Origin of the sequence: Amycolatopsis sp. NBC_01307, from assembly GCF_035975215.1 — a bacterium.
Lineage (GTDB): Bacteria > Actinomycetota > Actinomycetes > Mycobacteriales > Pseudonocardiaceae > Amycolatopsis.
In genome coordinates, this window is record NZ_CP108403.1 from 630,479 (window position 1) to 650,424 (window position 19,946).

A 19,946-nucleotide genomic window follows, 5' to 3' on the forward strand; every position below is an offset into this window, starting at 1 on the left:
TCTAACACGGTTTCTCACTCACGACCGGCGCGTCCCGTCAAGTCAGGGGAACGGCACCGTGTCCGGGGCGCAGCTCGTCCCCGCCGCCGGCACAGCCAGGTCCGTCAGGTACCGGACCACCGCCGTCGTGGCGCAGGCGCTGTGGACGTCCAGGGACGTGTGGCCGTAGCCGTCGACCACCAGGACCCGGCCGTCGCCCAGTTCCGCCGCCGTCGCCTGGGCGTTGTGCAGCGGGGTCGCCGGGTCGAACCGGTTGTTCAGCACCAGCACCGGGTTCTTGCGCGGCCGGTTCCACGGGCCGGTGTAGCGGTCGGCGTCGTGCGCGGGCCAGCCGACGCACTGGGCCATCGAGAACACCGCGCCGAGCCCGAAGTACGGCTGCCGCTTGCTTTCGCTCGCCGCGAGCGCCGCGTAGCCGGCCGGGGCCGCGGGGTTGTCGCTGTCGACGCACTGGACGGCCAGGAAGCTCGGGGAGTGCGTCGGCACGTACGGGTCGAGCACCGGCACGGCGGCGCCCGGGTCCGCCGGAAGCGCGGAAAGGGTTTCCGCCAGGCGCTTCCACCGGCCGGACTGGTACAACGCGCTGTCGATCGTCCGCATCAGCGAGGACACGCCCGGCCCGCGTGACGCGTGGGCGAAGACGCCCGCGAACTTCGCCTTCGGGTCGCCGCCGGCGAACGCGCACTTCGGCCCGGCCGCGGCGCACACCGTGAAGAACTGGTCCAGCTCCTGCTGCTGCGCGGCGGCGACGTCGGCGCGGACGTCTACCGGCTGCTGCTCCTGCCCCGGTTTCCCGGTGGCGTTCGCGACCAGGTCGAGCGTGCCGTCGAGGGTCATCGCGCGGACCTTGTCCGGGAACAGGTTCGCGTAGGTGCCGCCGAGGTAGGTGCCGTAGGAGTAGCCGTAGAAGTTCAGTGCCGGATCGCCGACGGCCTGGCGCAGCAAGTCCATGTCCCGCGCCACGTTCGCCGTCGAGAGATGGCTCAGCAGGTCGCCGGAGCCGGCCGCGCACGCCTTCCCGGGCGCCGCGCTGGCCGCGAAGAAGCCGTCCGGCTGCCGCAGCGGCGACGGGATCGCCGGCGGGTGGTCCGCGCCGGGACAGCTGATCGGCGCCGACCCGCCGATCCCGCGCGGGTCGAAGCCCACCAGGTCGAACCGGGCGCGCAGCTCGTCGGGGTAGCGCGCGGCGAACCGCGTCAGCTCGCCGACGCCGTCGGTGCCCGGGCCGCCGAAGTTGAAGAACAGCGAGCCGATCCGCCGGGCCGGGTCGCTCGCCGGGAGCCGGATCACCGAGAGCGTGATCGCCTGGCCCTTCGGTTCGCGGTAGCTCAGCGGCACGGCCGCGGGCGTGCACTGGAAGCCGCCGTGGCACGGCGTCCAGCGCAGCGTGGGCACGGCGGCGCCGTTGGTGCCGAGCGCCGGGGGAGCGTCGGCTGTCGTCGATTGCGGCGTCGACGACGGGGCCGGCGCGGCTTCGGGGGCGCTGCAGGCGGCGAGCAGGAGCAGTGACGCGAGGAGGAGCCGTTTCACGCGCCCAGGTCCGCCAGCACGGCGTCGGTGTAGCGGGGCCAGACCTCGGCGGCCCAGGGCCCGAAGGCGCGGTCGGTCAGGGCGACGCAGGCCGCGCCGGCGTCCGGGTCGACCCAGAGGAACGTGCCCGACTGCCCGAAGTGCCCGAAGGTCCGCGGCGAGCTCGCCGAGCCGGTCCAGTGCGGGCTCTTGTGGTCGCGGATCTCGAAGCCCAGGCCCCAGTCGTTGGGTTTCTGGTGGCCGAACCCGGGCAGCACACCGGAAAGGCCGGGGAAGACGACGTTCGTCGCTTCGGCCACGGTGGCCGGGTCGAGCAGCTTCGGCGCCTGCAGCTCGGCGGCGAACGCGACCAGGTCGTCCACAGTGGACTCCGCGCCGGACGCGGGCGAGCCGTCGAGGGTGGTGCCGGTCATGCCGAGCGGCCCGAACAGGGCTTCGGCCTGGTACCGCGCGAACGGGATGCCGGAGTGCTCGGCCAGCGCGTCGGCCAGCTGCTCGAACCCGGCGTTGGAGTAGAGCCGGCGGGTGCCCGGCGCGGCCATCGCCTTGTGCGCGTCGAACGCGAGCCCGGAGGTGTGGGACAGCAGATGCCGCACGGTCGACCCCTCGGGGCCGGCCGGGGTGTCGAGCTCGACGACGCCCTCTTCGATCGCGATCAGCGCCGCGTAGGCGGTCAGCGGCTTGCTGACCGAGGCCAGCCGGAACTTCCGCGTGGTGTCGCCGTGGCGGCCCACGACGGTCCCATCCGCGGTCACCACCGCCGTCGCGGCGTTGTCCACCGGCCACTCGTCGATCAGGCGCACGCTATCCATGCGTCCACCCTACGAAACGCCGCGAAGGCCCCCGCACCGGTGTCGGGGACCGGTGCGGGGGCCTTCGCGGTGGGTGTTACTCAGGCGTCGAGGTCGGTGGCGACCAGCTGGGCGACCGCTTCCACGGCCTCCTCGGCGCCCTCGCCCTCGGCGCTGATGACGACCTCGTCACCGTATCCGGCGGCGAGTGTCATCAGGTTGAGCACGCTGCCGGCGGCCACCGGGGTTCCCCCGGCCTTGGCGATCTGCACCGCGACGGGCTGCGCCGCGGCCGCCTTCGCCACCAGCGCGGCCGGCCTGGCGTGCAGGCCCACCTTGCTCGCGACGGCGACGCGTTTCTCCGGCATGTTCGTCCTCTCGCTACGGGGTTACGTCGTTCTCGATGTTACTTCGCGGCCGTCGCATCGAGGTCGGCCTGGACGGCTTCGTCCTCGCGACCCGGCGTGCGCAGGTTCCACTTGGTGATCACGAAGCGGAACACCACGTAGTAGATCACCGCGTAGACGAGCCCGATCGGGATCAGCAGCCACGGCTTCTGCGCGGCCGGGGCGTTGAAGTTGAGCAGGTAGTCGATCGCGCCGGCCGAGAAGTTGAAGCTCTGGTGGATGCCCAGCGCGTTCGTGAGGGCCAGCGAGGTGCCGGTCATGACCGCGTGGAACAGGTACAGCGGCCACGCCACGAACATGAACGAGAACTCGATCGGCTCGGTGACACCGGTGAGGAACGAGGTCAGCGCACCGGCGATCATCACACCGCCGACGACCTTCTTCTGCGCCGGACGGGCCGTCTGCCAGATGGCGAGGGCCGCGGCGGGCAGCGCGAACATGAAGATCGGGAAGAAGCCCGTGGTGAAGGCACCCGCCGACAGCTTGCCCGCGACGAAGTTGTTGATGTCGCCGCCGTCGAAGATGAACCAGACCGGCACGTTGAGCAGCTGGTGCAGACCGACCGGGATCAGCAGCCGGTTCAGTGCGCCGTAGATGCCGCCACCGACGATCGGGGAGGCGGTGACCGCGTCACCGGCGGCCTGGATGCCCTGGTCGACCCAGTGGAAGACCAGGCCGAAGATCACGCCGAGGATCACCATGACCAGCGCGGTGATGATCGGGACGAACCGGCGGCCGCCGAAGAACGCCAAGTAGGCCGGCAGCTTGATGCGGTGATAACGCTGCCACAGCAACGCCGCCACGATGCCGACGACGACGCCGGCGAGTACGGAGTAGGGCCACTTGATCGGCGCGAGCTCGGTCGCACCGGCCTTGTAACCGGGGAGGTCGGTCAGCGGGGCGAACACCTGGATGACGGCGCTGAAGACGAAGAAGCCGACAACGGCGGCGACGGCGGTCGAGCCGTCACCCTTGCGGGCGAAGCCGACGGCGATGCCGACCGCGAACAGCAGGGGCAGCCAGTTGAACAGCGTGCCACCCGCGGCGCCCAGCACCGAGGCGACCTTGTTCCAGCCCAGGCCGTCCTTGCCGAGCATGTCGTCCTGCCCGAAACGCAGCAGGATCCCTGCCGCCGGGAGCACGGCGATCGGGAGCATGAGGCTACGGCCGAAGCGCTGAAGACCGGCAAGACCGCTGCCGCTCTTCTTCGTCGCCCCTTCCGCGGTGGTGGAGCTCATCAGGAACCTCCATAGTGGGGTGGGGTACCGGATTCCGGGGTGTTCCGGTCCAACTGCATGGTCACCTGGTAGTGATCTCCCCGGTACCAGGACGTGATGTCTTCGATCGGGTCGCCGTTCGCGCTGGAGACCCGGCGGAACACGAGCAGGGGACTGCCGGCGCGCATGCCGAGCAGCCGGGCCGTCTCGCGGTCCGCTCCTTCGGCCCAGACCGTCTGCCACGCCTGGTCGGGACGCACGTCGTACGTCTCGGCCAGCTGCGCGTAGAGCGACTGGGTCAGGTCGAGCTCGAGCAGGCCGGGAGCCCGGCCCGCGTGGTACCAGCCGCGTTCGACGGCGAGGGGTACGCCGTCGGCGTGGCGCAACCGCACGAGGTGGTGTGCGGTGGAGCCCTCGGCCAGGCCGAGGGCGTGCGCGGAGGCGGTGGGTGGGACCTCGGTGGCCGCGGAGACCACCTCGGTCGTCGGGGTCAGCCCCCGCCGCCGCATGTCGTCGGTGAACGACATCAGGTAGAGCTGCAGTTCCATCCGCCGGGCCGCGGTGAAGGTGCCCTTGCCGCGGACCCGGGCGAGCAGGCCCTCCTCGACCAGCTTGCCGATCGCCGACCGGACCGTGAGCCGCGACACGCCGTAGCGCTGCGCCAGCTCGCGTTCCGACGGGATCGGCGCGCCCGGCGGGAGCTCGCGCTCCACCGTGCGGCGGAGGATCTCCCGCAGCTGGGCGTGCTTGGGCGTGGGCCCGTTGACGACCCGGTCGGGTGGCGGGACGTGCGCGGCCGCGCTCATCGGCGTCACCCTCCTCGTTCTCGGTCCCCGGGGACCGGTGCTCGCGTCCGGTCCGGAACATTGGTACGTTCCGGTCTAGACCAATGATCTGATGGGGCAGGATGCTCCGCCGCGCGGACGGGTGTCAACCCACCGTTATCCGTTCGTGGCCCGCGGCGGCGTGCATGCCGACGAACGGCGTAGTACAGGTGGACACGCGGTTCGCGTCAGGTTGGGAACAAACAGTGAACAAGGAGACCGCGATGGCGGATGACAGGCCGGAAAAGATCCTCGCGGCACTCGGCGGCGCGGGCAATCTCACCGAGGTCGAGGGCTGCATCACACGGCTGCGGTGCGAGGTCGAGGACATGGGCCTCGTCGACGAGGCGGCCCTGAAGAAGGCCGGCGCGATGGGCGTCGTCAAGATGGGGAGCACGGCGCTGCAGGTGATCGTCGGGCCGGAGGCGGACACGATCGCCAGCGACATCGAGGACCTGCTGTGACCCTGGAGATCCTCAGCCCGGTCGCCGGGCACGTGGTGGCGATCACCGAGGTCCCGGACCCGGTGTTCGCGCAGGCCATGGTGGGTCCGGGCATCGCCGTCCAGCCGACGGGTGGCCGTGCGGACGCGGTTTCGCCGGTCGACGGCACGATCAAGACGCTGCACCCGCACGCCTTCGTCGTCCAGACCGACGACGGCCAGGCCGTGCTGGTGCACCTGGGGATCGACACGGTGAAGGAGAAGGGCGAGGGCTTCACGCTGCACGTCGTCAAGGACGAGCAGGTGCGGGCCGGGCAGCCGATCGTCAGCTGGGACCCGGAGGCGGTGACCGCGGCGGGCTACTCGGCGATCGTGCCCGTCGTCGCGCTGGACGCCGGCGCGGAGGTGCTGTCCGGTTTGGACGGCGACCGCGACGTCACGGCGGGCGAGCGACTGTTCGCTTGGGACGCCTGAGTCGGTTTTGTCACACGAAGGGCCCTTGTGGACGATCACCGTCCACAAGGGCCCTTCGCTGTCTCCCGGCCCGTCAGCCGGTGACGACCTTCCCGTTCTCGACCTTCACCGCGACGGCCGGCAGCGGCTTGTTCGCCGGCCCCTGCTTGACCTCGCCGGTGAGGGCGTTGAACACCGAGCCGTGGCACGGGCAGACCAGGTCGGCGCCCTTCGGCGCGACGGTGCAGCCCTGGTGCGTGCAGATCGCGCTGAACGCGGCGACGGCCGAGTCGGAGGTGCGGGCCACGATCACGTCGGAGCCGTCCGGCGCCTTGGCCGCCTTGGCCTGGCCGACCGGGACGTCGGCGAGCGCCACGAGCGGGGTACCTGCGGCGATGGGCGCCTGAGCGGTTCCCGACTTCGAGTCGTCCGAGGATCCGCAGGCGGAAAGCGCGACGGCGCCCACGGCGACACCGGCGACTGTGGCACCGGTGGTGAGGACGGTGCGGCGGGAGTGCAGTTCGGCAGTCATGCCTCTTAAACGAGATCGACATCGCTTCGGTTCAATTCCCACCGGGGCGGGTGAACCGGAACGCCCCCTGTTCCGTGTATTACCCGAGTGGGTGTGGAGCGGAGGAACGATCATGGTGGGTTGGGTTCTGCGGATCGTCACGGCGGTGGCGCTGCTGGGTTCGGCGGGTGTGCACTACGTGCTGTGGACGGAGGACTACCCGGGCATCGTCGGCCCGCTGTTCCTGCTGGACGCGATCGCCGGGCTGGTGCTCGCGATCGCCGTGCTGGCCTGGCGACACTGGCTGCCCGCGCTGGGCGCGTTCGGTTTCGGGGCGCTGACGCTCGGTGCGTACGTGCTGGCCGCGACGGTCGGCTTCGCCGGCAACCACGACCAGTTCAACAGCCAGCCGGAGTACTGGGGCGTGATCACCGAGGTGATCTGCATCATCGGCGGGCTGGCGCTGATGGTCGTGAAGGACCGGCGCAAAGTCGCGGTCTGACCCCGTGGGCGAAGTCGCGGAGGACGCGCTGATGCGCGCGCTGCACGAGGAGCACGCGGCCGCGCTGTGGTCGTACGCGCTCCACCTGACCTCCGGGGACCGGATCCGCGCCGAGGACGTCGTCCAGGAGACGCTGCTGCGGGCCTGGCGGTCGACGACGGTGCTGGACCAGTCCCAGGGCTCGGCGCGGGCTTGGCTGTTCACGGTCGCCCGGCGGATCGCGATCGACGGCTGGCGCTCGGCGTCGGCGCGCTCGGAAGTGATGACCGACCAGCCGCCGGAGCGGGCCGTCGCGGACGGCACCGACCGCGCCGTGCAGGGCTGGCTGGTCGCCGAGGCGCTCGCGGAGCTCTCGGAACGGCACCGCGAGGTGCTGGTGCTGTGCTACTTCCAGGGGTATTCGGTCGCGGACGCGGCGGTGCGGCTGGGGGTGGCCGAGGGGACGGTCAAGTCGCGCACGCACTACGCGTTGCGCGCGTTGCGCCTGGTGCTCGAGGAGAGGGGGGTGACCCAGTGAGTGAAGACCCGTTCGCGACGTTCGACGCCGCGTACGTGCTCGGGGCGCTGTCCCCCGAGGACCGCCAGCGCTTCGAGCAGCACCTGCGCGGCTGCGAGCGCTGCGCGGCCGCGGTGCGTGAGCTGGCGGGCCTGCCGGGGCTACTCGCCCAGAGCGGCCCACCGCAGGTCAGCGCGGTAGTGGACGCCGGTCCGCCACCGCCGGACCTGCTGTCGTCGGTGCTGAAGCGGGTGCGCCGCGGCCGCCGGATCCGCAACGCGGTGACGTCCCTGTCGGCCGCGGTGGCGGTGGCGGCGTGCGTGGCGCTGGGAGTGGTGGCGGCGTTACCCGCGCCTGCCGCTCCGGCTCCCGGCCTCGGCCCGCAGCCGCTGGCGCTGACGGCCCTGGGCCAGTTCCCGGTCCGCGCCGACGCACGCCTGGGCGTCCACGAGTGGGGCACCGAAGTCGACATGTCATGCAGCTACACGGGCGGCCACAGCGGCGGCGACTACGCCTTGGTGGCCATCGGCCGCGACGGCAAGGAGACACAGCTGGCAACGTGGAAGGCCTTGCCGGACAACACGGCCCGCATCGTGGTGGGCACGGCGCTGAAGACCCCGGACATGGCGGCGCTGGAGGTTCGCGGTGGAAGCGGACGGGCATTGCTGCGGCTGAGTTTGTGAGCTCGTGAGGCTTCGGTGGCTCATCCGGGACGCAGGGGGTCCCGGATGAGCCACCTTCCGCAGGGGTTTCTCGTGTCCACGGCTCGCCATCCGGTGCGGTCACACCCCGTCCGGCCACCCAGGCACAGCCCGGTCGCACCTGGTGACCGGCTGCACTTGGCCACCCTGCTCGGCCCGGCCGCACCTGGCCTCCGCACTTCCTGCCGACCCGGTCGCCTTGTTCTGCCGCACCCGATCGCCCAGCCCGACCCTGTTACCCGCAGGCTCTGGCCAACCCAAGCGCTCGCTTCGATCGGCCGCTCCCGCGGCCGTTCGCAGCTTCCGAAGGCCACCGTGAGTGCTTCGCAGACCTTCAGAGCATTGGCCCAACCCAGCCACAACCTCCGGCACTCTCTCGCCCGTCCGCTTCGCCGGTCGTGAGTGGTAATTCGGGTTAGAACCCGAATTACCACTCACGACCCGCGACCTGTGCCGCCGTGCCCAAGCTGTCGCCCACAGGAGTGAAACCCGCGCCAAAGCGTCGCGAACGGACCGTTCGTGACGCCCGGCATTTGCCCTGGTCAACTTGCCCGCAGCAGGCTGGTGAGGTGATCTTCTTCCTAGTCGCAGCCACCGCAATCTCCGCGCCGATCGCGGCCTGGGCCCTGAGGCGAGCGGCCGCCCCGATCCCGGTCGTCACCGCCGCCGGTCTGACCACCCTCGGCGCCACGGCCGTCGCCGTCCGCTGGCTGACCGGTGGCTGGCCCGGCTGGTGGCTCCCGGTCCCTGCACTGCTGACCGTCTTCGCGGTCCCGCTGGCCCTCGCCGACCTGCGCCACCTCCGGTTGCCCGACGTGCTGACCCTGCCCGCGTACCCCCTCTTCGGCGCCGCGATCGGCGCGGCCGCGCTGGGCGGCGGCGGACCGTCGCTCGCCATCCGAGCGGCGGTGGGCGCACTCCTGTTCGGCGGCGCACACGCGGCGATCCACCACCTCGCCCCGGCCGGCCTCGGCGCGGGCGACGTGAAACTGTCCGGCAGCTTGGGTGCCGTCCTGGGCGCGGCGGGCTGGCCCGCCCTGATCCTGGCGACGCTCGCGGCCGCGCTGATCACCCTCGCTATTGCGGCTATCAGCCGGAAGGACCGCGTCCCGCACGGACCGGCCCTCCTCGCCGCGGCGTGGCTGTGTGTGCTGTTCCCGCTCGCGTTGTGACGGCCCGGCTGCTTGCCGTGGTCTGGCGACGCTCGCGGTGTCGGCAGGCCCGCGTCCCCGCCCTCCTCGCCCGGGGCCTGGCTGTGCGTGTTCTTCCCGCTTGCGTCGTGACGGGGTCACGCCACCCGCCCCGCACCCCGCCGCGGCAACCCTTCGGCGGAGTGGCCATCCGCCGTCCGGATGTGCGCGCTTGTCCCTTCCTGCTGTCTCTGCCGGAGGGGCCGGGGCGCTGCTCCGGTCCCCTCGGCGCCCGTGACAGGATTGAGGACATGTTGCGCTGGATCACCGCAGGTGAATCGCACGGACCCGCGCTGGCCGCCGTGCTCGAAGGCATGCCCGCCGGGGTGGAGGTCACCACCGCCGACGTCACCGGGCAGCTGGCCCGCCGCCGGCTCGGGTTCGGGCGCAGCCCGCGGATGGGCTTCGAGACCGACCACATCGCCTTCCTCGGCGGCGTCCGCCACGGGCGCACCCAGGGCGGCCCGATCGCCGTGCAGATCGAAAACGCCGAGTGGCCCAAGTGGGAACAGGTCATGGCGGCCGACCCGGTCGACCCGGAGATCCTCGAAGGCCTCGCCCGCAACGAACCGCTCACCCGGCCGCGGCCGGGCCACGCGGACCTGCCGGGCATGCAGAAGTACGGCTTCGACGAGGCGCGCCCGGTCCTGGAGCGGGCGAGCGCGCGGGAGACCGCGTCGCGGACCGCGCTGGGCACCGTCGCGCGGAACTACCTGCAGCAGCTGCTGGGCGTCGAGATCCTCAGCCACGTCGTATCGATCGGCGGCGCGGACGCGCCCGAAGGCCCGCTGCCCGTCGCCGCGGACCTGCCCGCCATCGACGAGAGCCCGGTGCGCGCCTTCAGCCAGGAAGGCACCGACGCGATGGTCGCCGAGGTCGACGCCGTGCGGAAGGCGGGCGACACCGTCGGCGGCGTGATCGAGGTCATCGCCTACGGCCTGCCGCCGGGCCTCGGCTCGCACGTCCACTGGGACCGCCGGCTCGACGCGCGGCTGGCCGGCGCGCTGATGGGCGTCCAAGCGATGAAGGGCGTCGAGGTCGGCGACGGCTTCACCACCGCCCGCCGCTGGGGCAGCCAGGCGCACGACGAGATCGACCGCGGCTCCGGCCCGGTCGGCGTCACCCGCCGGTCCAACCGCGCGGGCGGCCTGGAGGGCGGCATCACCAACGGCGAGCCGCTGCGCGTGCGCGTCGCGATGAAGCCGATCTCGACCGTCCCCAAGGCACTGTCCACTGTGGACGTCCGGACGGGCGAGCCCGCGGTCGCCATCCACCAGCGCTCCGACGTCTGCGCGGTGCCGCGCGCCGGCGTCGTGCTGGAGTCCGTGGTGGCGCTGATCCTCGCGGACGCCGCGCTGGAGAAGTTCGGCGGCGACTCGCTGATCGAGAGCAAGCGCAACGCCGAGGCGTACCTGAAGGCCCTCGAGGAGCGCTGGTGAGCCCGCGCGCGGTCATCGTCGGCCCGCCGGGCTCGGGCAAGAGCACCGTCGGGCCACTGCTGGCGGAGACGCTCGGCCTGGTCTTCCGGGACAGTGACGCCGACATCGTCGCCCGCACCGGGCGCAGCATCTCTGACATCTTCGCCGAAGACGGCGAAGCCGCTTTCCGCGCGCTGGAAGAGGAAGCGGTCACCACCGCGCTGGCGGAGCACAGCGGAGTGCTCTCGCTCGGCGGCGGCGCGCCGCTCACGTCGGGCACCCGCGCCCGGCTGGCCGCGCACACCGTCGTGTTCCTCAACGTCGGTCTCGCCGCCGGGGTGCAGCGCACCGGGCTGTCGAGCGCGCGGCCGCTGCTGGCCGGGGTGAACCCCCGCGCCACGTTCAAGAAACTGCTCGACGAGCGCGTGCCGGTCTACCGCGAGGTCGCCACCGTCGAGGTCGTCACCGACGACCGGACCCCCGCCGAGATCGTCGCGGACCTCGCCGCGGGGCTCGTCGTCCCCGCCGAAGCCAAGGAGTGAGTCACCCGTGTCCGAACCGGTGCGCATCACCGTCGCCACCGCCCGCCCCTACGACGTCGTGGTCGGGCGCGGCCTGCTCGGCGAGCTCACCGCGCAGCTGGCCGACGCCTCCAAGATCGCGCTGATCCACCCGCCGACGCTGACCACCACCGCCGAGGCCATCCGCGAGGAGCTGGTCGCGGCCGGCCTCGACGCGCACCGCGTGGAGATCCCGGACGCCGAAGACGGCAAGGCCCTCACCGTCGCCAGCTTCTGCTGGGAGGTGCTCGGCCGGATGGGGCTGGACCGGCGCGGTGTCGTCGTCGGCCTCGGCGGCGGCGCGGTCACCGACCTCGCCGGGTTCGTCGCGGGCACCTGGATGCGCGGCGTCCGGCTGGTCAACGTGCCGACGACGCTGCTGGGCATGGTCGACGCCGCCGTCGGCGGCAAGACCGGCATCAACACCGAGGCGGGCAAGAACCTCGTCGGGGTGTTCCACGAGCCGAGCGCGGTGTTCGTCGACCTGGCGACGCTGGAGACGCTGCCGCCGAACGAGCTGGTCGCCGGGATGGCCGAGGTCGTCAAGACCGGCTTCATCGCCGACCCGCGGATCCTCGAGCTGATCGAGGCCGACCCTTCGGCCGCGCTCGACGCGACCGGCGACGTGCTGGCCGAGCTGGTCCGCCGGTCCATCCAGGTCAAGGCCGACGTCGTGGCCGCCGACCTGCGCGAGTCCGACCTGCGCGAGATCCTCAACTACGGCCACACGCTCGGTCACGCCATCGAACGCCGCGAGCGGTACCGGTGGCGCCACGGCGCCGCGGTGAGCGTCGGCCTGGTGTTCGCCGCCGAGCTGGCGCGGCTGGCCGGGCGGCTCGACGACGCCACGGCGGAGCGGCACGCGGCCGTCCTGAAGCTGCTCGGGCTGCCGACGACGTACGACGCCGACGCGTTGTCCCAGCTGCTGGAAACCATGAAGGGCGACAAGAAAACCCGCTCCGGGGTGCTGCGGTTCGTCGTCCTCGACGGCCTCGGCAAGCCCGGCCGGCTCGAGGGTCCGGACCCGTCGCTGCTCGCCGCCGCGTACTCGGCGATCGCCGCGGACGCCCCTAAGAGTGGCGGGAGTGTGCTGCTGTGAAGGCGTTCGTGTTCAACGGCCCCAACCTCGGGCGCCTCGGCAAGCGCGAGCCGTCGGTCTACGGCTCGACGACTCACGACGACCTCGCGGCGCTGTGCGTGAAAGCCGGCGAGGAGCTCGGGATCGAGGTCGAGGTCCGGCAGACCGACCACGAAGGCGAACTGGTCGGCTGGCTGCACGAGGCCGCCGACGGCGGTAACCCGGTGGTCCTCAACGCCGGCGCCTGGACGCACTACTCGATCGCGGTGCGCGACGCCGCCGCGCAGCTGTCCGCGCCGCTGATCGAGCTGCACATCTCGAACGTCCACAAGCGCGAGGCGTTCCGGCACCACAGCGTGCTGTCGGACATCGCGACGGCGGTGATCGCGGGCCTCGGCGTCGACGGCTACCCGTTGGCGTTGCGCTGGCTCGCCGCCCACCCGGCATGAGCCTGCCGACGCTGACCACCGCGCGGCTCACCCTGCGGCCGCTGGTCGAAGCCGACCGCGAGAGCGTCGTGAAGGTGTTCTCCGACCCGGAGATGAGCCGCTACTTCGCCGCGGACTTCTCCGACCCGGCGGCGGCGAGCGGCATGGTGGACCGCCGCCTGGCCTACGACGGCCCGGCCGGCCAAGGCCACTGGGTGATCGAGCGCGACGGCGAGGTCATCGGCGTCGCGCACCTGCGCCCGTCGTCCGAACTGCCGGGCGGGGTGCCGGAGCTGGGCTACTACGTCGCGAGCGCGCACGCCGGGCAGGGCCTCGCGTCCGAAGCCGCCCGCGCGGTGCTGGACCACGGGCTCGACGGCCTCGGCCTGCCCGCGGTCTGGGCGCTGGTGCACGAGAACAACGCGGCGAGCCGGAAAGTGGCCGGGCGCTTGGGTTTCCTCGACGTCGGCAGCGGCGTCCACTACGGCGACCTGCACCGCGTGCTGGTCGCGCTGCCCGCCACCCACGGGCGCCCGCACCACATCGAACTGTGGGTACCGGACCTCGCGGCGGCCGAGCGAAGCTGGGGCTGGCTGCTGGCCGAACTGGGCTGGCGCGAGTTCCAGCGCTGGCCCGCCGGAGTCAGCTGGCGCTTGGGTGCCACCTACCTGGTGGTCGAGGCATCACCGGCCATGAGCGCACCGAACCACGAGCGCACCCGCCCCGGCTTGAACCACCTGGCACTGCACGTGGACACGCGCAAGCAGGTAGACGACCTGGCGGCCCGCGCGCCCGACCACGGCTGGAGCCCGCTGTTCGAGGACCGCTACCCACACGCGGGCGGCGACGCCCACTACGCGGCCTACCTGGAGAACAACGCCGGTTTCGAGGTCGAACTGGTCGCGATCGAAGGCCCACAGCCCAAGCGAAACTGACCCAGCCACCCGAGCCGCCAGGCGGCCGGGTGCCGCGCGCGGTCAGATGGCAAACCCCCGCCGGCCAAGGGAAGTGACCTGTGCCGGCGACGGCCGCCGGGCAGGGGAGTGGCTCGGTCGGCCGGGGTGCCGCAGGCGGCCGGGGTGCCGCGGGCGGGTCAGATGGCGAGCCCGCTGGACAAAGTAAGTGGCGCGTCTCCGGCACGCGATGAAGGCCGCCGGTCAAGGGCGGCGGGCCGCTTGAAGCGGCGGGCGGGCCCAAGCGCGGGCGGCCGGTTCAGCGCGAACAGAGAAATAGCTCGGGCTGGCGACGGATGCCGTCGGCCGAGGAAGTGGCTCGGCTGGGCAGGCGATGACGGCCTTCGACCAAGGGAAGTGGCTCGGGTTGACGACGGATGTCGCCAGCCAAGGAGGTGGCTCGGCGGAGCAGGCGACGAAGCTGCCTGCCGAGGGAGGTGATTCGGGGCGGCGACGGCCGCGGGCCAGGGGAGTGGCTCTGTCGGCCAGGTACCGCAGGCGGCCGGGTGTCGTGGACGGCAAGATGACGAACCCGCCGGCCAAGGTAGCTGCTCGGCCGAGCTGGTGACGAAGGCTGCCGGCCGAGGGGAATCGACCTCGCCTCAAGGCCGGGACAGCCGTCCGCCCGGTGCTTGACTCCGCTGGGACAGGTGGCGAATGCCCGCCCATCGAGCCCGGGGGCCAGATGGTCCGACCGGCCAAAGGGCGTCGCTCATCGGCGGGGCCGGTCCGGTCGATGGGCCCGCCGATCGAGCGTTGTGACCTGGCCGGACCGGCGGCCGTCCGCGGACCGGTGATCGAAAACCGCTGGCGGGAGCCTTGTGACTAACGATCTTCAAGCGTCAACCGGCCGCGATCGGGGGACCGTCGACGGGGAGTGTCCTCACTCGGGTGGGTTGGGTCTCGCTACACTTCGGCGTCGTGAGCCCGTTTCGTCGTGGGGGTCGGCGACCCGCTCGTGCCCTTCTCGCCGGCGTGCTGGCCGGGCTCCTGCTCGCGGGCTGTACCGAGGGTTACGCCCAGCCTCAAGCCGCCGGGGACAAGCCCGCCATCGCGGGGGGTCAGACCGCCGATCCGTCCCGGCCCACCGATGTCAAGCTCGCTTCGGGTGACCCCCGGCAGAGTGGCGGTGTGATCGCCGCCGGGGGCGCGGATGCCGTCTACAACTACGGGCCCACCGTGATGCTCGACCGCGGGCAGACCCGGATGTGGTGGTGCAGCCAGTACGGCGGCGCCGGCCCGCCCGGCGACGACATCCTCTACGCCCAGGCGCAGTCCATGGACGGCCCGTTCACCGGGCCCGGCGGCGGCATCCCGGCCGCCGTCTTCTCCGGCGCGCCCGGGAACTTCGACGGCATGCACACCTGCGACCCGTCGGTGCTGCGCGTCGGCTCGACGTACTACCTGTACTACACCGGCGCGGCGGGCGACCACGCGCTCGGCAACGCCGTCGGGCTCGCGACCAGCCCCGACGGCGTCCACTGGACCCGCGCGGCCGGCGGGAAACCGATCCTCGGGCCGTCGCACGACGTGCACCGCGCCAACGTCTACGGCGCCGGCCAGCCCTCGGCCGTCTACCTCGACGGCTGGTTCTACCTGATGTTCACCGACACCACCGCCCGCGCCGCGGGCTGGAACGGCGCCGGGCAGTTCGTGCTCCGCTCGCACGACCCGGCGTTCGCGGCCGGGGTGCAGGCGCTCGACGTCGGCGGGTTCGTGCCGGTGGCGTCGACCGCCACGCCGCGCACGCGCTCGGTGGTCGACGGCTTCAGCGCCGACCTGATGTGGGCCGGCGCGCTCGACGCGTGGGTCATCGCGCACGAGACCGACGACGGCACCACGCTCACCTTCTGGACGGCCGACTTCACCGAGCACCCGTTCCAGCCGGTCGTGATCGCCGGGCCGTGGAAGGAAGGGCCGGGCCTCGTGCGCCGCTCGGACGGTCACGCGCCGTTGTCGACGGCCGACCCGTGCGACCGGGTGCCGTTCGACGTCGTGCGCGCCACCGCGATCGGCGGGGCGGCCGCGCCGACCGGCCTGCGGCACTACGGCCTCGACCTGCTCGGCAGCCAGGCCTGCGGGAACCCCGGCCGGGTGGCCGCGACGTTCGACGGCGTCACCATGCCGTCCCCGGAACGGACGATGGACCTGGTCCGGGCCGGGAAGCGGGTGCGGGTCGACCGGCGCGTGGTGGCGCTTTCGCTGGCCGGCGAGCTGCTGGACAAGGCGCCGCCCGCGGTGGCGGTGCTGCCGGTCGCGGCGCGGCTCGGCTCGGGCGCCGAAGCGGTGCAGACACCCGGACGCGGGTTCGCGCTGGTCCTCGACGACCACCGCCTGTGGCGGGTACCGGACGGCGGCGTGGCGCTGAACAACGGCTCACCACCGCACACGGTCACGACGGCGCAGTGGGACGGCTACGCGCCGGGCCCCTCACTCGGCGGCTGAACCCGGCGAGACGGCGCAACGCCGGGTTGCGGACGGCCGAGCCGGGCCCTGCCAGGACGGGGCCGCCCGGGCTGAGCATTGGCGGACTCGGCGGTGCCGGGTTCAGTGGTGCTGGGGCCTGCTTCGCCGGGGCGGCCGCGGCTGGGTCGCCCGGCTTGAGCACCGGCGGCCTCGACGGTGCCGGGCCGAACGGTGTCGGCCTGAGCGCTCGCGGACTCGGCCGCGCCGGACGGAGTGCCGGCGGGCTCGTCAGTGCCGGACCGAGTGCGGCCGGGCCGTGGGCGGCTGGCTTGAGCGCCGGCGGATTCGGCGGTGCCAGGTTCAGTGGTGCTGGGGTCTGCTTCGCCGGGGTAACCGGGCCGTGGGCGGCTGGCTTGCGTGCCGGCGGATTCGGCAGCACCGGACGCAGCGGTGCTGGCCTCGCCGCGGCGGCCTCGGTTGAGCCGAGAGAGGCGTGGCGCACTGCCGGACTCGGCGGAATCTGCTGGGACACGGCTGAATTGAGTGGTCTCGGCTTCTGCATCGCCAGGTCGACCGCGGCCGGGCCGCGGGCGGCGGGGAGTGTCGGCGGACTCGTCAGACCCCGGGCGGCCGGAGCGAGCGACGACCGGTTCGGCATCGGCGGATCGAGCGCGGCCAGACCGAGCGCGGCGGGAAGCGGCAGCGGGCTCGACCGCATCGGACTCGGCGTCCTCAGGCTGCGTGCGGCCACCGATACGCCCGCCGACGAACAACCCCAGCCCGGCCGGGATCAGCACCAGCAACGCCGAGAACGCGGCGCCGCCCGTCAGCGCGCCGCCCAGTTCGGAAACGCCCGTCTGGTCGACGAACACCGCGCGCCCGATGACGTAGAGGATTCCGGCGACCGGTCCGGCGATCAGCGCCGAGATGAACCAGACTTTCCCGCGGTCGGGCAGGTCGCGCCAGGCGTCCAGAGCGCTCCACAGCGCGGCGGCCCCGACGAGGACGGCGAGGGCGATCGAGATGACCAGCGTCTGGTCCGTGGGGTGGTAGACCGCGTACTTGGCCAGCAGGGTGATGGCCGCGCCGTGCAGCACCGCCATCCCGAGTCCGCGCAACACCCAGGCACTCATCCTGCGGATTCTAGGCCGCCTACTGGCGAGTCGCTTAGCGGCCGGCGCGAGGCCGGGGACGAAACCGACGAAGGTCCCACCCCGCCCCCACTAGGGTGGGGAAGTGCCTGAAACCCATGGACGCCGCCGCGCGGCGCTGCGGGACTCGCTCACCGACGCGGGCCTCGACGCGCTGCTGGTCACCGACCTGCTGAACATCCGCTACCTCACCGGGTTCACCGGTTCGAACGCCGCCGTGCTGCTGTACGCGGGCGGCGACGGCAAGACGCTCTTCTGCACCGACGGCCGCTACACCACCCAGGCCGCCGCCGAGGTGCCCGACCTCGAGACCGTCGTCGACCGGGCCAGCGCCGCCGCGCTCGTCAAGGGCGTCGCGAAGGACTGGAAGGTCGGCTTCGAGAGCCAGCACGTGAGCGTCGAGGAGTACGAAGCCTTCCGGACGCACGCGGACCTCGTCCGGACCCCCGGGCTGATCGAGGCCCTGCGGCTGGTGAAGGACGACGCCGAGGTCGAGGCGCTGCGGCAGGCGTGTGCCGCGGCCGATCGCGCGCTCGACGACCTGGTGGCCACCGGTGGCCTGCGGCCCGGGCGGACCGAGCTGGACGTCGCCCGCGACCTGGAGAACCGGATGCTGGAGCACGGCTCGACCGGGCCGAGCTTCGCCTCGATCGTGGCCACCGGCGCGCACTCGGCCATCCCGCACCACCGGCCCACGCACGCCGAGCTGAAGCGCGGCGACTTCCTGAAGCTGGACTTCGGCGCCACCGTCGACGGCTACCACTCGGACATGACCCGCACCTTCGTCCTCGGCGAGCCCGCGGACTGGCAGCGGGAGGTCTACGACCTCGTCTACACCGCGCAAGCGGCCGGGGTCGCCGCCGTCGCGCCGGGCGCCGTGGTGTCCGAAGTGGACGCCGCGGCGCGGAAGGTGATCGCGGACGCGGGTCACCGCGAACACTTCGCGCACGGCCTCGGACACGGCGTCGGCCTGCAGATCCACGAGGCGCCCAGCCTCGCCGCCACGGGCGTCGGTACACTGTCCGCCGGTATGGCGGTCACCGTCGAGCCCGGCGTCTACCTCGCGGGGCGCGGTGGCGTGCGCATCGAGGACACGCTCGTCGTGCGGGCTGGGGAACCCGAACTCCTCACCCTGAGCACCAAGAACCTCGTGGTCGTCTGACGGCGGCCCCGAACCGAAGATCGACCCGAAGATCGACACAGGAGACTGCAAGCTCGTGGCCACGACCAACGACCTGAAGAACGGGCTCGTCCTCAACCTCGAGGGCCAGCTGTGGACCGTCACCGCGTTCCAGCACGTGAAGCCGGGCAAGGGCGGTGCCTTCGTGCGCACGACGCTCAAGCACGTGCTCACCGGCAAGGTGGTCGACAAGACGTTCAACGCGGGCACGAAGGTCGAGACGGCCACGGTGGACCGCCGGAACATGACCTACCTGTACAAGGACGGCCAGGACTTCGTGTTCATGGACGGCGACACCTACGACCAGATCACCGTGCTGGCCGCGGTGGTCGGCACCAACGCCGACTACATGCTGGAGAACACCGAGGTCCAGGTCGCGGTGCACGAGAACGAGGCGCTCTACGTCGAGCTCCCGACCTCGGTCGAGATCCTCATCCAGCACACCGACCCGGGCCTGCAGGGCGACCGCTCCACCGGCGGCACCAAGCCGGCGACGCTGGAGACCGGCGCGGAGATCCAGGTCCCGCTGTTCCTGTCCACCGGCGAGAAGATCAAGGTCGACACCCGCGACGGCCGTTACCTGGGCCGCGTCTCCAGCTGATGCCGACGTCGAAGCCCCACCCGAACCGCGGCGGCGCGATCAGCCGCAGGCAGGCGCGCCGCCGTGCCGTGGAAATGCTCTACGAGGCCGCGCAGCGCGACACCGATCCGGTGACGCTGCTGGCCGACCGCGTCGGCGCGACCGAGGTCGACCCGATCGGGGACTACACGATCAGCCTGGTCGAGGGCGTCACCGCCCGGCGCGCGCAGATCGACGAGCTGCTGGCCGAGCACGCGCAGGGCTGGACCGTGGAGCGGATGCCGAAGGTCGACCTCGCGGTGCTGCGGGTCGGGGTCTACGAGCTGCTCTGGGCCGAGGACGTGCCGGACCCGGTCGCGATCGACGAGGCCGTCGGCTTGGCGAAGGAACTGTCCACGGACGACTCGCCGCGCTTCGTCAACGGCGTGCTGGGCCGGATCGGCACGATCGCCGACCGCCTGCGCGCGGTGCTCTGACGGAAGAACACTGGTGTGCTGATGCCCCCCGACGGCTCAGTGAGCGTCTCCGGTGCCCCACCGGGGAACGCTCACTGCGTCGGCAGCACACAGTGGATCAGTCTTCTTTGGCGGGACGGGCCTCGGGCGGCAGGACACCCCAGTCGATGAGCTGCTCGGTCAGCTCGCCCGGCGTCATGTCGTAGATGATCGCCAGGGACCGCAGGTCCTCGGTCCGGATCGAGAGCACCTTGCCGTTGTAGTCGCCGCGCTGGCTCTGGATGGTCGCCGCGTAGCGCGCCAGCGGGCCCACCTTCTCCGCCGGCAGCTGCTGCAGGCGCTCCAGGTTGATCACGATCTTGGTTGCGGGCTCCGCGCCGGACGGGACCCGGCCCTCGGGCAGCAGCTCGACCACCGGTACGCCGTAGAAGTCGGCCAGCTCGGCCAGCTTCTGCACGGTGACGGCACGGTCGCCACGCTCGTACGAGCCGACGACGACGGCCTTCCAGCGCCCACCGGACTTCTGCTCGACCCCGTGCAGGGACAGGCCCTGCTGCTGGCGGATCCCGCGGAGCTTGGCCCCGAGCGCCTTGGCGTAATCGCCCATCTGGTCGTTCTCCGTTCTTCACCCCTCTCCCGGTCGGGGTGACCGGTCCAGGGGACTCTGAGAGTC

General features: G+C 72.3%; 22 protein-coding genes and 1 pseudogene. 15 read left to right on the forward strand and 8 right to left on the reverse strand.

What is annotated here, in order from left to right; translation table 11 throughout:
- Positions 1-42: 42 nt before the first annotated feature.
- The 5 genes from OG439_RS03010 to OG439_RS03030 all read right to left on the reverse strand — a co-directional run bounded on the left by OG439_RS03010 (position 43) and on the right by OG439_RS03030 (position 4,751).
- Positions 43-1,530, reverse strand: a complete 1,488-nt coding sequence (locus tag OG439_RS03010) for an alpha/beta hydrolase (protein ID WP_326947789.1) — start codon at positions 1,528-1,530, stop codon at positions 43-45.
- Complete coding sequence (locus OG439_RS03015) at positions 1,527-2,342, reverse strand: serine hydrolase domain-containing protein (protein WP_326947790.1); 816 nt, start codon at positions 2,340-2,342, stop codon at positions 1,527-1,529. The genes OG439_RS03010 and OG439_RS03015 overlap by 4 nt, the downstream gene beginning before the upstream one ends.
- Before the next feature lie 80 nt (positions 2,343-2,422).
- The gene (locus OG439_RS03020; RefSeq protein WP_247049117.1) at positions 2,423-2,689 is read right to left on the reverse strand and encodes an HPr family phosphocarrier protein; all 267 of its coding nucleotides are present in this window, start codon (positions 2,687-2,689) and stop codon (positions 2,423-2,425) included.
- A 38-nt stretch (positions 2,690-2,727) separates the two neighbouring features.
- Positions 2,728-3,966 carry a PTS transporter subunit EIIC gene (locus OG439_RS03025; RefSeq protein ID WP_326947792.1) on the reverse strand — a complete coding sequence of 413 codons (1,239 nt, stop codon included), beginning with the start codon at positions 3,964-3,966 and terminating at the stop codon, positions 2,728-2,730.
- Complete coding sequence (locus OG439_RS03030; protein ID WP_247049119.1) at positions 3,966-4,751, reverse strand: GntR family transcriptional regulator; 786 nt, start codon at positions 4,749-4,751, stop codon at positions 3,966-3,968. Before OG439_RS03030 ends, OG439_RS03025 begins: the two co-directional genes overlap by 1 nt.
- 164 nt (positions 4,752-4,915) lie before the next feature.
- On the opposite strand from OG439_RS03030, the gene OG439_RS03035 reads away from it, so the two are divergent.
- Both OG439_RS03035 and OG439_RS03040 read left to right on the forward strand, forming a co-directional pair.
- The gene (locus OG439_RS03035; protein WP_305879310.1) at positions 4,916-5,233 is read left to right on the forward strand and encodes a PTS glucose/sucrose transporter subunit IIB; all 318 of its coding nucleotides are present in this window, start codon (positions 4,916-4,918) and stop codon (positions 5,231-5,233) included.
- A complete protein-coding gene (locus OG439_RS03040) occupies positions 5,230-5,685 on the forward strand; it encodes a PTS sugar transporter subunit IIA (RefSeq protein ID WP_326947793.1) in 456 nt (151 codons plus the stop codon). The genes OG439_RS03035 and OG439_RS03040 overlap by 4 nt, the downstream gene beginning before the upstream one ends.
- 73 nt (positions 5,686-5,758) lie before the next feature.
- Here the strand turns inward: OG439_RS03040 and OG439_RS03045 are convergent, their stop codons facing one another.
- The gene (locus OG439_RS03045; RefSeq protein ID WP_326947794.1) at positions 5,759-6,196 is read right to left on the reverse strand and encodes a QcrA and Rieske domain-containing protein; all 438 of its coding nucleotides are present in this window, start codon (positions 6,194-6,196) and stop codon (positions 5,759-5,761) included.
- Positions 6,197-6,308: 112 nt separating this feature from the next.
- On the opposite strand from OG439_RS03045, the gene OG439_RS03050 reads away from it, so the two are divergent.
- The 10 genes from OG439_RS03050 to OG439_RS03095 all read left to right on the forward strand — a co-directional run bounded on the left by OG439_RS03050 (position 6,309) and on the right by OG439_RS03095 (position 15,946).
- Positions 6,309-6,677, forward strand: a complete 369-nt coding sequence (locus tag OG439_RS03050; RefSeq protein ID WP_247049123.1) for a hypothetical protein — start codon at positions 6,309-6,311, stop codon at positions 6,675-6,677.
- Between the two features lie 4 nt (positions 6,678-6,681).
- Complete coding sequence (locus tag OG439_RS03055) at positions 6,682-7,194, forward strand: sigma-70 family RNA polymerase sigma factor (protein ID WP_305879311.1); 513 nt, start codon at positions 6,682-6,684, stop codon at positions 7,192-7,194.
- Positions 7,191-7,856 carry an anti-sigma factor family protein gene (locus tag OG439_RS03060; RefSeq protein ID WP_326947795.1) on the forward strand — a complete coding sequence of 222 codons (666 nt, stop codon included), beginning with the start codon at positions 7,191-7,193 and terminating at the stop codon, positions 7,854-7,856. The genes OG439_RS03055 and OG439_RS03060 overlap by 4 nt, the downstream gene beginning before the upstream one ends.
- A 587-nt stretch (positions 7,857-8,443) precedes the next feature.
- Positions 8,444-9,046, forward strand: coding sequence for an A24 family peptidase (locus OG439_RS03065; RefSeq protein ID WP_326947796.1), 603 nt, complete (start codon positions 8,444-8,446; stop codon positions 9,044-9,046).
- Positions 9,047-9,315: 269 nt separating this feature from the next.
- Complete coding sequence (aroC, locus tag OG439_RS03070) at positions 9,316-10,503, forward strand: chorismate synthase (RefSeq protein ID WP_326947797.1); 1,188 nt, start codon at positions 9,316-9,318, stop codon at positions 10,501-10,503.
- Positions 10,500-11,024 carry a shikimate kinase gene (locus tag OG439_RS03075; protein ID WP_326947798.1) on the forward strand — a complete coding sequence of 175 codons (525 nt, stop codon included), beginning with the start codon at positions 10,500-10,502 and terminating at the stop codon, positions 11,022-11,024. The genes aroC and OG439_RS03075 overlap by 4 nt, the downstream gene beginning before the upstream one ends.
- Positions 11,025-11,031: 7 nt before the next feature.
- Positions 11,032-12,141: a 3-dehydroquinate synthase gene (gene aroB / locus OG439_RS03080; RefSeq protein ID WP_326947799.1), complete on the forward strand. Its 1,110-nt coding sequence runs from the start codon at positions 11,032-11,034 to the stop codon at positions 12,139-12,141.
- The gene (gene aroQ / locus OG439_RS03085) at positions 12,138-12,569 is read left to right on the forward strand and encodes a type II 3-dehydroquinate dehydratase (protein ID WP_326947800.1); all 432 of its coding nucleotides are present in this window, start codon (positions 12,138-12,140) and stop codon (positions 12,567-12,569) included. Before aroB ends, aroQ begins: the two co-directional genes overlap by 4 nt.
- Positions 12,566-13,483, forward strand: coding sequence for a GNAT family N-acetyltransferase (locus OG439_RS03090; protein ID WP_326947801.1), 918 nt, complete (start codon positions 12,566-12,568; stop codon positions 13,481-13,483). The genes aroQ and OG439_RS03090 overlap by 4 nt, the downstream gene beginning before the upstream one ends.
- A 1,149-nt stretch (positions 13,484-14,632) precedes the next feature.
- Positions 14,633-15,946, forward strand: coding sequence for a beta-xylosidase (locus tag OG439_RS03095; RefSeq protein WP_326947802.1), 1,314 nt, complete (start codon positions 14,633-14,635; stop codon positions 15,944-15,946).
- A gap of 689 nt (positions 15,947-16,635) precedes the next feature.
- Here the strand turns inward: OG439_RS03095 and OG439_RS03100 are convergent.
- A pseudogene (locus tag OG439_RS03100) lies at positions 16,636-17,010 on the reverse strand (B-4DMT family transporter); the annotation flags it as partial.
- Between the two features lie 133 nt (positions 17,011-17,143).
- Here OG439_RS03100 and OG439_RS03105 point away from each other — a divergent pair.
- From OG439_RS03105 to nusB, 3 genes are read left to right on the forward strand one after another with little or no spacing between them, the layout of a single operon-like run.
- A complete protein-coding gene (locus tag OG439_RS03105; protein WP_326947803.1) occupies positions 17,144-18,220 on the forward strand; it encodes a M24 family metallopeptidase in 1,077 nt (358 codons plus the stop codon).
- Positions 18,221-18,275: 55 nt separating this feature from the next.
- A complete protein-coding gene (gene efp, locus OG439_RS03110; RefSeq protein WP_326947804.1) occupies positions 18,276-18,839 on the forward strand; it encodes an elongation factor P in 564 nt (187 codons plus the stop codon).
- Complete coding sequence (gene nusB / locus OG439_RS03115) at positions 18,839-19,294, forward strand: transcription antitermination factor NusB (RefSeq protein WP_326947807.1); 456 nt, start codon at positions 18,839-18,841, stop codon at positions 19,292-19,294. Before efp ends, nusB begins: the two co-directional genes overlap by 1 nt.
- A 97-nt stretch (positions 19,295-19,391) precedes the next feature.
- Here the strand turns inward: nusB and bldD are convergent, their stop codons facing one another.
- Positions 19,392-19,880 carry a transcriptional regulator BldD gene (gene bldD / locus OG439_RS03120; protein ID WP_020422358.1) on the reverse strand — a complete coding sequence of 163 codons (489 nt, stop codon included), beginning with the start codon at positions 19,878-19,880 and terminating at the stop codon, positions 19,392-19,394.
- Positions 19,881-19,946 lie beyond the last annotated feature (66 nt).